13 protein-coding genes are annotated in these 13,364 nt (G+C 62.4%); 12 read left to right on the top strand and 1 reads right to left on the bottom strand.

Annotated features, from left to right (window positions below; genetic code table 11):
- The first annotated feature begins 106 nt into the window (after window positions 1-106).
- From pnp to JHL16_RS18300, 9 genes are all read left to right on the top strand, one after another.
- Window positions 107-2,260, top strand: coding sequence for a polyribonucleotide nucleotidyltransferase (gene pnp / locus JHL16_RS18340; protein ID WP_200186298.1), 2,154 nt, complete (start codon window positions 107-109; stop codon window positions 2,258-2,260).
- 210 nt (window positions 2,261-2,470) lie between these two features.
- Window positions 2,471-5,077 carry a bifunctional diguanylate cyclase/phosphodiesterase gene (locus JHL16_RS18335; RefSeq protein WP_200186297.1) on the top strand — a complete coding sequence of 869 codons (2,607 nt, stop codon included), beginning with the start codon at window positions 2,471-2,473 and terminating at the stop codon, window positions 5,075-5,077.
- 265 nt (window positions 5,078-5,342) lie between these two features.
- Window positions 5,343-6,035: an alpha/beta fold hydrolase gene (locus tag JHL16_RS18330; RefSeq protein ID WP_200186296.1), complete on the top strand. Its 693-nt coding sequence runs from the start codon at window positions 5,343-5,345 to the stop codon at window positions 6,033-6,035.
- Between the two features lie 31 nt (window positions 6,036-6,066).
- A complete protein-coding gene (locus JHL16_RS18325) occupies window positions 6,067-6,540 on the top strand; it encodes a Fur family transcriptional regulator (protein WP_200186295.1) in 474 nt (157 codons plus the stop codon).
- 3 nt (window positions 6,541-6,543) lie between these two features.
- Window positions 6,544-7,317 (top strand): ATP-binding cassette domain-containing protein, encoded by a 774-nt coding sequence (locus JHL16_RS18320; protein WP_200186294.1) that lies wholly within the window; start codon window positions 6,544-6,546, stop codon window positions 7,315-7,317.
- Window positions 7,317-8,114 carry an iron chelate uptake ABC transporter family permease subunit gene (locus JHL16_RS18315; protein ID WP_200186293.1) on the top strand — a complete coding sequence of 266 codons (798 nt, stop codon included), beginning with the start codon at window positions 7,317-7,319 and terminating at the stop codon, window positions 8,112-8,114. The genes JHL16_RS18320 and JHL16_RS18315 overlap by 1 nt, the downstream gene beginning before the upstream one ends.
- A gap of 5 nt (window positions 8,115-8,119) precedes the next feature.
- Window positions 8,120-9,337, top strand: a complete 1,218-nt coding sequence (ispG, locus tag JHL16_RS18310; protein ID WP_200186292.1) for a flavodoxin-dependent (E)-4-hydroxy-3-methylbut-2-enyl-diphosphate synthase — start codon at window positions 8,120-8,122, stop codon at window positions 9,335-9,337.
- 91 nt (window positions 9,338-9,428) lie between these two features.
- Entirely contained in the window at window positions 9,429-9,644 is a 216-nt protein-coding gene (locus JHL16_RS18305; protein ID WP_137857528.1) for a hypothetical protein, read from the top strand.
- A gap of 8 nt (window positions 9,645-9,652) precedes the next feature.
- Window positions 9,653-10,498 (top strand): aldo/keto reductase, encoded by an 846-nt coding sequence (locus tag JHL16_RS18300; RefSeq protein ID WP_200186291.1) that lies wholly within the window; start codon window positions 9,653-9,655, stop codon window positions 10,496-10,498.
- Here JHL16_RS18300 and JHL16_RS18295 read toward each other — a convergent pair whose 3' ends face one another.
- Entirely contained in the window at window positions 10,499-11,404 is a 906-nt protein-coding gene (locus JHL16_RS18295; RefSeq protein ID WP_246770970.1) for a polyprenyl synthetase family protein, read from the bottom strand.
- A 100-nt stretch (window positions 11,405-11,504) separates the two neighbouring features.
- On the opposite strand from JHL16_RS18295, the gene mtgA reads away from it, so the two are divergent.
- The 3 genes from mtgA to JHL16_RS18280 all read left to right on the top strand — a co-directional run bounded on the left by mtgA (window position 11,505) and on the right by JHL16_RS18280 (window position 13,364).
- Window positions 11,505-12,326, top strand: coding sequence for a monofunctional biosynthetic peptidoglycan transglycosylase (mtgA, locus tag JHL16_RS18290; protein ID WP_200186290.1), 822 nt, complete (start codon window positions 11,505-11,507; stop codon window positions 12,324-12,326).
- A gap of 75 nt (window positions 12,327-12,401) precedes the next feature.
- Window positions 12,402-12,587, top strand: coding sequence for a 50S ribosomal protein L32 (gene rpmF, locus JHL16_RS18285; protein WP_119388249.1), 186 nt, complete (start codon window positions 12,402-12,404; stop codon window positions 12,585-12,587).
- 159 nt (window positions 12,588-12,746) lie between these two features.
- Window positions 12,747-13,364 (top strand): glutathione S-transferase family protein, encoded by a 618-nt coding sequence (locus tag JHL16_RS18280; protein WP_200187179.1) that lies wholly within the window; start codon window positions 12,747-12,749, stop codon window positions 13,362-13,364.

Below are 13,364 nucleotides of genomic sequence, written 5' to 3'. Positions count from 1 at the left end.
GTGGCGTCCGGCAATAGGGCCGGCGCCAGAAGGCCCAATGGGGATGCCGTCCACGGTGTAGGTGAACGCAAATCTAGCGGCGGCCAAGGGCAATCAGGAAAATCACATGTTCAATATCGATGTTGAAGAAATCGAATGGGGCGGCAAGAAGCTCAGGCTCGAAACCGGCCGCATGGCACGGCAGGCCGATGGCGCCGTGCTCGCGACTTACGGTGAGACCACCGTTCTCGCCACCGCGGTAGCAGCCCGCTCGGAGAAGCCTGGAATCGACTTCTTCCCGCTCACCGTCAACTACCAGGAAAAGACCTACGCCGCCGGCAAGATTCCCGGCGGCTATTTCAAACGTGAAGGCCGCCCGACCGAGCGCGAGACGCTGATCTCCCGCCTCATCGACCGGCCGATCCGTCCGCTCTTCGTCGAAGGCTTCCGCAATGAGACGCAGGTCATCGCGACCGTGCTCTCCTACGACCTCGAGAACGATTCAGACATCGTCGCTTTGGTCGCCTCGTCGGCGGCGCTCACTTTGTCCGGCATTCCGTTCATGGGCCCGGTCGGCGCGGCGCGCGTCGGCGTCGTCAATGGCGAGTATGTCCTCAATCCGACGATCGAGCAGATGAAGACGTCGGAGCTCGATCTCGTCGTCGCCGGCACGCAGGACGCCGTGCTGATGGTCGAGTCGGAAGCGAAGGAACTCACCGAAGAGAAGATGCTCGGCGCCGTCATGTTCGGCCATGCACATTTCCAGCCGGTGCTCGAAGCGATCATCCGCCTGGCCGAGCGTTCGGCCCGCCAGCCGCGCGACTTCACGCCGCCGGATCAGGAGACGCTGTTCAACTCGGTCAAGCAGATCGCCGAAGCGGACGTGCGCGCCGCCTATGCCATCGCCAAGAAGGAAGACCGCCAGGAAGCCGTCGCCAAGGCGAAGGACAAGGTGCTGGCCGCTCTCGTGGTCGAAGGCAAGGAAGACGCTCCGGCTCCCAACAAGGTCGGTGAAGCCTTCAAGCATCTCGAGAAGGACGTCGTCCGCAACAACATCCTCGATACCGGCCACCGCATCGACGGGCGCAATCTCGTCACCGTGCGGCAGATCATTGCGGAGGCTTCGGTCCTGCCGCGCACGCATGGTTCGGCGCTGTTCACCCGTGGCGAAACCCAGGCGCTGGTGGTCACCACGCTCGGCACCGGCGAGGACGAACAGTATATCGACTCGCTTGAAGGGACCTACAAAGAGACCTTCATGCTGCATTACAACTTCCCGCCCTTCTCGGTCGGCGAAACGGGCCGCCTCGGCGGCGCCGGCCGGCGCGAGATCGGCCATGGTAAGCTCGCCTGGCGCGCCATCCATCCGATGCTGCCGCCGGCGGATCAGTTCCCCTACACGATCCGCGTCGTCTCGGAGATCACCGAGTCCAACGGCTCGTCCTCGATGGCCTCTGTCTGCGGCGCCTCGCTGTCGCTGATGGATGCGGGCGTGCCGCTGCGCGCTCCGGTTGCCGGTATCGCCATGGGCCTCATCAAGGAAGGCGAGCGCTTCGCGGTGCTCTCCGACATCCTGGGCGATGAGGATCATCTCGGTGACATGGACTTCAAGGTGGCCGGTACCGCCAATGGCGTGACCTCGCTGCAGATGGACATCAAGATCACCGGCATCACCGAAGACATCATGAAGACGGCGCTGTGGCAGGCCAAGGACGGCCGGCTCCACATCCTCGGCAAGATGGCGGAAGCGCTCGAGAAGGCGCGTCCGGGTCTCGGCGAGCATGCCCCGCGCATCGAGGTGATCACCATCCCGACCGACAAGATCCGTGAAGTGATCGGCACCGGCGGCAAGGTGATCCGCGAGATCGTCGAGAAGACCGGCGCCAAGATCGACATCTCCGATGACGGCACCGTCAAGGTCGCCTCGTCCTCGGGACCGGCGATCGAAGCGGCGATGAAGTGGATCAAGTCGATCGTGTCGGAGCCGGAAGTCGGCGAGATCTATGACGGCAAGGTCGTCAAGGTCGTCGATTTCGGCGCCTTCGTGAACTTCTTCGGCGCCCGCGACGGCCTCGTCCACGTGTCGGAACTGGCGCCGCGCCGCGTCGCCAAGGTCTCCGACGTCGTCAATGAAGGCGATATCGTCAAGGTGAAGCTGCTCGGCTTCGACAATCGCGGCAAGGTCCGCCTGTCGATGAAGCAGGTCGACCAGCAGACCGGCGAGGACCTGTCCAAGAAGCAGGCGGAAGAGCAGCCGGAAGCGGAAGCCAGCAACGACTGAGACCGCTCAAGGTCCAAGAATTGAGAAGGCGCGGGGTAACTCCCGCGCCTTTTTTGGTTGTATTTATCCAAAGTTAACTACGCGAATATCCTTTTTTCCAACCGAAGGTAATTTTAAGCGCGTTTTGCATCTCAGCTGCAATGATTGGGGCGGAATAGCAAATCATAATAAGAAGTTACACCGCCTTGGAGAGATATGCCGGTCGGAGACATGACGAGCCCAGTTGCCGAGACCCAACAGACCGAGGCCTTTGAGCAAGAGCGGCTCCGCCGACTTGGGCAGTACAGGATTCTGCGGACGCCACCGGAGCCGGCATTTGATGATATCGCGAGACTGGCGGCGGATCTGTTCGAGGCGCCGATCGCCTATCTCTGCCTGACCGAAGCCAGGCACCACTGGTTCAAGGCCCGGATTGGATTGGACCTGCAGGAAGTGGAGCGTTCCGTCAGCTTTTGCGATCATACGCTGCCATATCAGGACGTGATGGTCGTTCAGGACGCGAGCAAGGATGAGCGGTTTGCCGACAATCCATTCGTAACCGGACCATACGGCGTCAGATTCTATGCGGGAGTCGCTCTCAGAGATGCCGATGGCTTTCCCCTGGGCACGCTTGCCGTGGCGGACGTAAAGCCGCGCGCGATCACCGAACAGCAGAAGAATTTCTTACGGAGCCTGGCAAGCATCGCCCTGGACAGAATGGAACTCCAGAAGGTCAAGGCCGACCTTCAGGAAACCGTTACGGCGACCGAGGCGGCGCGTCAGGATGCCGTCACCAGCCACGCCGAATTGCGGCAGGTCATCGAGTGCCTGCCGCAAGCCATTGTTCTTCTGGATGCACAGAACAACCTCATTCTGTGGAATAAGAACTATGAGATGATGTTCCCCGAGGTGGCTCCCCTCGTCAAACCGGGAGTCAATATAGAATCGCTCTACCGCAACGCCTTCGAAAAGATAAGCGGCCTTTCCGACCAGGACGAGGCTCGCGCCGAAACATGGATTCAGCGGCGAATGGACCTCCTCAACCATAGTGCTTCCTATGTCGAACGGAATCTCAGCGACCACAGATGGATCCGCTACGACCAGCATGTCACCGATGACGGGAAAAAGGTGTTTGTCAGGACCGATGTCACCGACGACAGGAACGCCGCCGAGTCCTTCCGGCTGCTGTTCGAAAGCAATCCGGTTCCGATGTGGGTCGTCGAAAGAGAAAACCTGAAATTTCTGGACGTCAACGCCGCCGCTATCGAGCATTACGGCTATTCGCGCGACCAGTTCCTGAACATGACGTCGCTGGAAATACGGCCGGCCTATGAACGCCAGAGGGCGCTCGACGACGCCACGAACAACTTCTCCGCCGACAGCGGCGAAAAGGACTGGATCCACAACAAGGCGGACGGCACGGAGATACTGGTCGGCAGCTATGCCAAGCCGATCAAATATAGCGGCAAGGACGCGGCGATCGTTTCCGTCGTCGATGTTACCGAGCGCCGCAAGCATGACGCGCGCATCAAATACATGGCTGAGCATGATGCGCTGACCGGCCTTCCCAACCGGCGGCTGTTCCTCGAAATGCTCGAGAACACGCATCTTCAGAAGACGCAGAAGCCCGGTCTCTGGTCGATCATTCTGGTGGATATCGACGACTTCAAGAATATCAACGACACCCTCGGGCATCATGTGGGTGATAATCTCATCACCGCGGTAGCCAACCGTCTGGAAGAGTGCGTGGGCGATACCGGAATTGTCGGCCGTCTCGGGGGCGATGAGTTTGCGGTGCTGCTTCCGGCGATCGCCGATCCCTCCGACGCTCACACCACTGCGAGCGAACTCGTCAAGGCTTTCAGCAGTCCTCTCAAGGTCCGCGAATACGAGATTCTGGTCGGCGTGAGCGCCGGAGTGAGTGTCGGCCTCGACAAGTCGCTCGATGCGTCCACCATGCTGAAGAACGCCGATCTCGCCCTCTATAAGGCGAAGTCGGATGGCCGCGGCGTCTGCCGGATCTATGAGCCGCATATGTCGCTGCAGATGATCGTGCGCCGCGAGATGGAGCGCAACCTGCGCCAGGCATTGGTCGAGGAGCAGTTCGAGATTCACTATCAGCCTTTGCTGGAGCTCACCGGTTGCAAGGTAATCGGCTTTGAGGCCCTGCTGCGCTGGAACCATCCGGACGAAGGCATGATCCCGCCCTCGACTTTCATTCCCGTCGCGGAATCGAGCGGATTGATCGTTCCCATCGGCGCCTGGGTGCTGGAGCAGTCCTGCAGGCTGGCCACCACGCTGAGAGACGATCTGACGGTAGCGGTGAACATCTCTCCGGCCCAGTTCAAGTCAGGTAAGCTTGTCGAGGTCGTATCCGGCGCGCTTGAGAAATCTGGTCTTGCCGCGCGCCGGCTCGAGCTTGAGATCACCGAATCCTGCCTGCTGGAGAAGACATCCGAAACACTGCAGACCCTGAAGGAGCTGAAGGAACTTGGCGTGTCCATCGCGCTCGATGATTTCGGCACCGGCTATTGCGGGCTCGGATATCTGGGCAGCTTTCCGTTCGACAAGATCAAGATCGACCAGTCCTTCGTCAAGGATGTCGAGACGACGCGCAAATCCGCCGAGATTTTCCGGGCGGTGATCAATATCGGCCACAGCCTCGGCCTCATCACGCTTGCCGAGGGCATCGAAACGACCGAGCAGCTCGAGTTCCTGCGCACGCTCGGATGCCAGCAGGGCCAGGGTTTCCTGTTCAGCTCGGCAGTTCCCGCGCGCGAAATCGCAGCCGAGCTGAAGCTCAAAGGGAAGTCACATTCCACCAGACCGTCCGCCTGACGAGTAACGCCTGAAATAGGATATTTCAGAATGGCGGAGGTTGCTGGCAATTATCCAATTCAATTTCGGCCGATTGCATCGCCTCCATCGTCGCTTATCTGATCTCGCGCTCCTCAAGCCGTCATCCCGACGAAAGTCGGGATCCACAGAAGTAGTGACGCGCGTCAAGCGCTGGCCTGGTTGCCCTCATTGAATGGATCCCGGCTTGCGCCGGGATGACGGTTACTTGATTGACCTGATCGCCTCGGCTTAGTAAGCCGGAATCATGCTCCCCCTCGTGATGATACCGGCATTGTGCTGCGACGAAGGCCTTTACGATGATGTGAAGGACAGCTTCGCCGAACTCGTGACGACGCAGATCACTGTCCCCTATGAGGACAGCCTGGCGGCTTGCGTCGACAAGGTGCTCGGCGCCGTCGATGGCGACTTCATCGTGATGGGCACGTCCTTCGGCGGCCATGTGGCACGTGAGACGGCTTTCGTGGCTCCGGAGCGGGTGAAGGGCCTGTGGATCATCGGGGCAGGGGCGGGCGCCGTCGCCAATCCGCAATTGGGCTTCGAGCGCAGCGCCAAATTGCGCGACGGCCGAGCCGATGAAGTCTATCGCCAGTTCTTTCAGACCATCACCCATCTCCCAGGCGAGCGTGGGCAGGAGGCGGCCGACCGGTTCCTCGCCATGGCGCGCCGTGCCGATCCTCAGAAGGTGGCGCGCCAGTCGGATGCCCTTGCGGTAAGGCCCGACCGCTGGGCCGATCTGCCGAAGATCACCTGTCCGAGCCTCCTGATGTGGGGTGTCCACGACCAGTTTTCCCCGGCGGCGGACGGCCTGCGCATGGCCGGGCTCATTCCCCATGCCCGTTATGTCGAGATCGCCGAATGCGGCCATCTGCCGTCCTTCGAGACCCCCGAAGAGGTGGTCGAGGCGGGCCGCCATTGGCTAGCCGATCTGGACATTTGATATTTCGCTCGACTGTTATAATATAACAGTCATGTCTTTCCCCGATCCCCGCCATAATCACGAGCACTGCACCGCCGATCTGGTGAAGCGGGCCGAGCGCATCTGCGCGCGCCGCGGCTCCAAGCTCACGGCCCAGCGCCGCGACGTGCTCGATTGCGTGGCCCAGAGCCATCAGGCGGCCGGCGCCTATGAGATCATCGAGCGCATGGCCGCCAACGGCCCGCGCCCGGCTCCCATCACCGTCTACCGCGCCCTCGACTTCCTGCTGGCGCATGGGCTGGTGCACAAGATCGAGAGCCGCAACGCCTTCATCGCCTGCTCGCACGCGCATGAGGGGGAGCCCGCCGCGCTCCTCATCTGCGAGGCATGCGGCATCGTCGCCGAGCTCGACAGTCCCGACACCTTCGCGGCACTCGGCCGGCAGGCGGCGGCCCAGGGCTTCAAGGCTGAACGTACCGTGGTCGAGATCTCGGGCCGCTGCGGCCACTGCGCCGGGAGCGCCTGAGCCATGGACGCATTCGTGCCGAGCCAACCCTTGATCGAAGGCCTGGACCTTTCCCTCACCTACGGCAAGCGCGTCATTCTAGATCACGTCGATATCGAGGTGATGCCGGGCGAGATCGTCACCCTCATCGGTCCCAATGGGGCGGGCAAGTCTTCGCTGGTCCGCGTGCTGCTGGGCTTGCAGAAGCTGAGCGGCGGGCGCATCAAACGTAAACCCGGCCTGCGCGTCGGTTATGTGCCGCAGCGCTTTCCCTTGACATCCAATGTGCCGCTCGATGTGAAGCGGCTGCTGTCGCTCACCTTGCGCGCCGCACCCGCCGATATCGATGCGGCGCTCGCCGAAACCGGCATCGCGCATCTGAAGGACGCCGCCGTCGCCTCGCTGTCGGGCGGTGAATTGCAGCGGGCGCTGCTGGCGCGGGCGCTTCTCCGCAAGCCGGAGCTGCTGGTGCTCGACGAGCCGGTGCAGGCGGTCGACTTCATCGGCGAGACGAAGCTCTATGAGCTCATCTCGCAGATCCGCCGGACCCATGGCTGCGGCATATTGATGGTGAGCCACGATCTCCACATGGTGATGGCGGAAAGCGATCGCGTCATCTGCCTCAACGGCCATATCTGCTGCGAGGGCGGGCCGGAAACCGTGCGCCACGATCCCGAATTCATCAAGCTCTTCGGCCCACAGGCGGCGCGGGTCATCGCCGCCTATTCGCATCATCACGACCATGACCACGAGAGTCATGCTCAGCACGACCACAAGCATCATAATCATAAGCACTGATGGCCATATTCTCCGAACCCTTCTTCATCCGCGCCCTGATCGCGGGTCTCGGCGTCGCGCTCATCGCAGGTCCCATCGGCTGCTTCATCGTGTGGCGGCGCATGGCCTATTTCGGCGAGACGCTCGCTCATGCCTCGCTTCTGGGCGTCGGCCTGGGACTTCTATTCGGCGTCGATCTCACTCTGGGCGTCATCGCCACGACGGTCGCCGTCGCGGTGGCGCTCCTGGCGCTCCGGTCGCAGCGCGAGCTTGCCACCGACACGCTGCTCGGCATCCTCTCGCATGGGGCGCTCGCCGCCGGCATCGTGGTGGCAAGCCTCCTCACCTGGGTACGCTTCGACCTGATGAGCCTGCTCTTCGGCGACATTCTCACCGTGTCGGCGAGCGACATTCTCTGGGTGTGGCTCGGCGGTGTGGCGATGATGATCGGGCTGGCTTTTCTGTGGCGCGATCTTCTGGCGCTGACCGTGCATGAGGAGCTGGCGACGGCCGAAGGCGTCAAGGCGCAAAGAGTGGAAGTCGGCTTCGTGCTGCTCATCGCGGTGTTGATCGCGGTCGCCATGAAAATCGTCGGTATTCTCCTCATCACCGCGCTTCTCATCATTCCGGCGGCGGCGGCCCGGCGCATGGTGCGCTCGCCCGAGGGCATGGCGGTTTGGGCGAGCCTTCTCGGCATGATCGCCGTGGTCGGGGGCCTCGTCTTATCGGCGACCTTCGACTCGCCCTCGGGCCCCTCGATCGTGCTGATGGCTGCGGCGCTGTTTGTCTTGACCTTGGCCCTGCCCAAGGCCACTTAACCTCCATGCTTTTACCGCGCAGACCCTCCATCGGCGTTTCGACCGGTTCCGTCCAGATCGGCGGCGGGGCGCCCATCGTCGTCCAGTCGATGACCAATACCGATACGGCCGATATCGAGGGCACCGCCCGGCAGATCGCCGCCCTCAACCGGGCCGGGTCCGAGATCGTGCGCATCACCGTCGACCGCGAGGAGGCGGCCGCCGCGGTTCCCCATATCCGTGACAAGGTCGCGGCCAAGGGCCTCGATGTCCCGATCGTCGGCGACTTCCACTACAACGGCCATATGCTGCTCAGCCAATATCCGGCCTGCGCCGAGGCCTTGGCCAAATACCGCATCAATCCCGGCAATGTCGGCTTCAAGGAAAAGAAGGACCGCAATTTCGGCATGATGATCGAGACGGCGCTGCGCTTCGACAAGCCCGTCCGCATCGGCGTCAATTGGGGCTCGCTCGACCAGGCACTGTTGACAGAGCTCATGGACCGGAACGCCAAATCGGCGGCCCCCATCGAAGCGCGCGCGGTGATGCATGAGACGGTGGTGCAATCGGGCGTGCTGTCGGCGGAACGGGCGCGTGAACTGGGCCTGGGCGCCGACAAGATCATCATCTCGGCGAAATGTTCGGAAGTGCAGGACCTGATCGCCGTCTATCGCCTGCTCGCCAAACGCTGCGATTACGCGCTGCATCTGGGGCTCACCGAAGCGGGCATGGGCTCGAAAGGCATCGTCGCCTCGACGGCGGCGCTTTCGGTGCTGCTCCAGGAAGGCATCGGCGATACGATCCGCATTTCGCTCACCCCCGAGCCCGGCGGCGACCGCACCCGTGAGGTGACGGTGGCACAGGAAATCCTCCAGACCATGGGCCTGCGCTCCTTCGCGCCGATGGTCATCGCATGCCCCGGCTGCGGGCGCACGACTTCGACCGTGTTCCAGGAACTCGCGCAGGACATCCAGACCTATGTGCGTGACCGCATGGTCGACTGGCGGCGCGACTATCCGGGCTTCGAGACCTTGTCGCTCGCGGTCATGGGCTGCATCGTCAATGGCCCGGGTGAATCGAAACATGCCGATATCGGCATCTCGCTACCGGGAACCGGCGAGCTGCCGTCGGCGCCCGTCTATGTCGACGGCAAGAAAGTCGCCACCTTGCGCGGCGCCGATATCGGCAAACAGTTCCAGGGCATTGTCGAGAATTACGTCAAGGAGCGTTGGGGGTCGGCGTAATTCGTCGCTTGAACGCAAATTGGCGATTGAACTTTGTTCTCTTATTGTTCTATGATCCTGCTTCCCCAATCAGTGTGAAGCGAGGCCCCTCATGACCCGTCCTTTCAGCTTTTCCGACCGTCAGCATTTCGTCCAGTGCCTGGCTATCGTGCGCAATCTGTCCATCGCCTGCGCGCGCGGCGAACGCCCCGATTCGGAACTCGGCAAACGCTGCGATATGCTGGTGACATCGGTCGATGATGTTATGGGTGAGCTCGTCGGCGATTCCGCTTATTTCCACGTCCAGGACGGGGCCAATCGAGCATAGAGGCAGGCATGCAGAAAAGGCGTTTCGGCGCGGCCGGTGGTGAAGTCGCGGTCATCGGCCAGGGCAGCTGGTATATCGAGCATGCGGCGCGTGCCGATGCCATCGCGGCGCTGAGGCGCGGCGTCGATCTCGGTCTGACACATATCGACACGGCCGAGATGTATGGCTCGGGCGAAGCCGAGACGATCATCGGCGAGGCGCTGAAAGGGCGGCGCGACGAGATCGTCATCGTCTCCAAGGTGTTGCCCAGCAACGCGTCAAAGGCCGGCACGAAACGCGCCTGCGAAGCATCCTTGAAACGGCTCGGCACCGACCGGCTCGATTGCTACCTGCTGCATTGGCGTGGGCAATATCCGCTCGCCGAAACTTTTGCGGCCTTCGAGGAGCTAAAGCGCGACGGCAAGATCCTCTCCTGGGGTGTCAGCAATTTCGATGAGGACGATCTCGCCGAGGCCTTATCCGTCGCAGGATCCGGCAAGATCGCCTGCAACCAGGTGCTCTATCATCTCGAAGAGCGCGCCATCGAACATGCGGTCATTCCGTGGTGTGAAAAGCATGATGTCGCCGTCGTCGCCTATAGTCCCTTCGGCCATTCGGGCTTTCCGGATGCGGCGGGTAAAGGCGGCAAGATTCTGGCCGAGATCGCCAAGGCACATGGCGCCAGCCCGCGCCAGGTGGCGCTCGCCTTCCTGACACGGCGACTGGCGCTCTTTGCCATACCGAAAGCGGCGAAGCTCACGCATGTCGAAGACAATGCCAAAGCAGGCGATCTCGTTTTGAGCGCCGGTGATATCCAGCGCCTCGATGATGCCTTCCCGCTCGGCCGTAAGCCGCGCGGGTTGCCGATGATCTGATTACTTTCGCCGGCTCACGACGTAATCGGCGGCGGCGATGAAGATTTCCGCCTTGGCGCCGAAAAGCTGCATCGCGTCTTTCGCTTCCCGCACCAGCTTGCCCGCTTCGGCCTTGGCGCCGTCGAGACCCAGAAGATCGACATAGGTCGCCTTGCCGGCGACCTTGTCCTTGCCGGCTGTCTTGCCGAGCGTGGCGCTCGAAGCCTCGACATCGAGAATGTCGTCGGCGATCTGGAAGGCGAGGCCGATATGGTCGGCATAGAGAGCGAGCGCCGCACGCTCTTTCGCGCCGGCCTTGCCGAGGACGGCGCCGGCGTTCACGGCGAAGCGGAAGAGGGCGCCGGTCTTCATCGCCTGCAAGGTGACGATGCGGCCGAGATCGGCGACCTTCTCGCTTTCGGCCTGCAGGTCGAGCATCTGGCCGCCGGCCATGCCGTCCTTGCCGGCAGCCTGCGCCAGCTGGGCGATGAGCTCGCCGCGGATCGCTGCGTCGGAATGCGTCGCCTTGTTGCTCAGGATCTCGAAAGCGAAAGTGAGAAGCGCATCGCCGGCGAGGATCGCGGTCGCCTCGTCGAAGGCCTTATGCACGGTCGGGCGCCCGCGGCGCAGGTCGTCATCGTCCATCGCCGGCAGGTCGTCATGGACAAGCGAATAACAATGCACACATTCGATCGCCGCGCCCGCCTGCAAGGCGTGGATTTCCGCGACGTCGAAAAGCCGGGCGCTCTCGGCCACGAAGAACGGCCTGATCCTTTTGCCGGGCGCTAGCAGGGCATAACGCATCGCCTCGACGAGGCGCGGCGCCCTGGCATCCTCGACCGGCAGGAGGCGATCGAGATGACCCGCGATCGTCCCGGCAAATCCGGTCAGATGCCGTTCGAACTCGGTTTGCGGGAGTGACGCCAAGATGCTGTCCTGTGCTAGGGTTTGGGCAAGGTCAAAAGGTCTAAAGAGAAGGACAGGGAAACTCAACCTATGGGGCGCGGCTTATTGCACAGATCCGGCCATGACTGATATCGGGGTCAGGCGGCGGGCGCTGTTCCAGAGGCGCGCAGACCAGCCGGCGGCCGGCGCGGATGCCGACAACAGCGACGAGGCTTCCCCTGTGCCCCGAAAGATCTGGCGTATCAGCACCTTTCTCAAGCGATACGATCCCTGGCCGCGCCGGATCGCCACGGTGGCCGTGATCGCAGCGCTGTGGCCGATCGTGATGACGTTCGTCTATGCGGTGGTGCCGCCGCCCGCCTCCAATCTGATGATCACCCGCTTGGTCAACGGCAATGGCATCACCTATGACTGGGTGAGCCTCGACGAGATTTCGCCGCATCTGCCGCGCGCCGTCGTCTCCTCCGAAGATGCCCGCTTCTGCTCGCACAATGGGGTGGACTGGATCGAGTTCGGCGACGTGCTGGACGAGGCGACCGATGGCGACGGCGAGGGCCCGGTCCGCGGCGCCAGCACCATTTCCATGCAGGCCGCCAAGAACCTCTTCCTATGGGATGGCCGCAGCCCGGTCCGCAAGGCCCTGGAACTGCCGCTCGCTTACTGGATGGATCTGATCTGGACGAAGCGCCGGATGATAGAGATCTATCTCAATATCGTCGAATGGGCGCCCGGAGTTTACGGAGCGGAAGCTGCGGCGCAATATCATTTCAAGAAGCCGGCCGCCAAACTGTCGAAACGGGAGGCCGCTCTGCTCGCCGCCGTCCTGCCCAACCCGATCAAACGGAACGCCGGAAAGCCCTCCAAACGGGTCAATCGCATCGCCCAGCGGATCATGGCCCGGATGAACATGATCGGTCCCTATGTGACTTGCCTCGGGCTCTGAAGCCCGCTATAAGCCGCCCAGATTTGGCGCCCCGGCCCGGCCGGGTTTGCGCCTTTTGTTTGATGGAGAGTTTCAATGGCCGTTCCACGCAAGAAAATGTCCCGCAGCCGCATCGGCATGCGCCGCTCGGGCCATAAGCTTCAGACTGTCACCTGGATCGAAGACAAGAAGTCCGGTGAGCTGCGCCGTCCGCATCATGTCGATCTCAAGACCGGCATGTATAAGGGCCGCCAGATTCTGGAACCCAAGAGCGACTTCTGAGCGCTCACGCTCAAGGTTTATCGAGCGGGTTCTGAGGGGAATTCGTTCAAAGCGGGGGCCGGCGCTTGCGCCGGCCTTAGCCTTTAGGGCATGCCTCATCCGGATTTCTTGCCGATGTCGCCGTGACGTTCGACATCGGCACCCAAGAGAGGCCCGATGATGAAGCTCTATTATCAAACCCATTCACCCTATGCGCGCAAGGCGCTGGTCTTCGCCCATGAGGCAGGGCTCAAGGGTCGAATCGAGGTCATCCACCACGAAACCAGCCCGACCCGCCGCAATGCCGCGGTCTTCGCCGAAAATCCGCTCGGCAAGGTGCCGGTCCTCATCCGGCCCGGTCTCGCGCCGATCTTCGATTCGGACGTCATCTGCGCCTATCTCGATACGCTGGCGCCGGACCGCCGGCTGATCCCCAAAGAGGGCGAGGCGCGCTGGGACGCGTTGCGCCTCCAGGCGGTGGCGCAAGGCCTCTGCGATGCCGGCATCGCGCTGCGCTGGGAGACGGTGCGGCGGCCGGAGGAACTGCGCTACGCGGCGTTGCGCGACGGCTACACCGAGAAGCTGATCGCCAGCTATGGCTGGCTCGAAACGGCGCTCGACATTGCGGGTCCCGTCCATGTCGGCCATATCGCCCTCGCGACCGCGCTCGACTGGATCCGGTTCCGCGATCTGCCGGCCTTCCGGGAGGGCCGGCCGCGGCTCACCGTTTGGTTCGACGCCTTCAGCTTGCGCCCTTCGATGCGGGCGACTCCCTTGTCGGGAGAAACCCAGGATTAG

The sequence above is a fragment of the Taklimakanibacter albus genome, from assembly GCF_016595235.1.
Classification (GTDB): domain Bacteria; phylum Pseudomonadota; class Alphaproteobacteria; order Rhizobiales; family Aestuariivirgaceae; genus Taklimakanibacter; species Taklimakanibacter albus.
The sequence above is the reverse complement of the archived record's forward strand: the minus strand, read 5'-3'. Positions and strand labels throughout refer to the sequence as shown.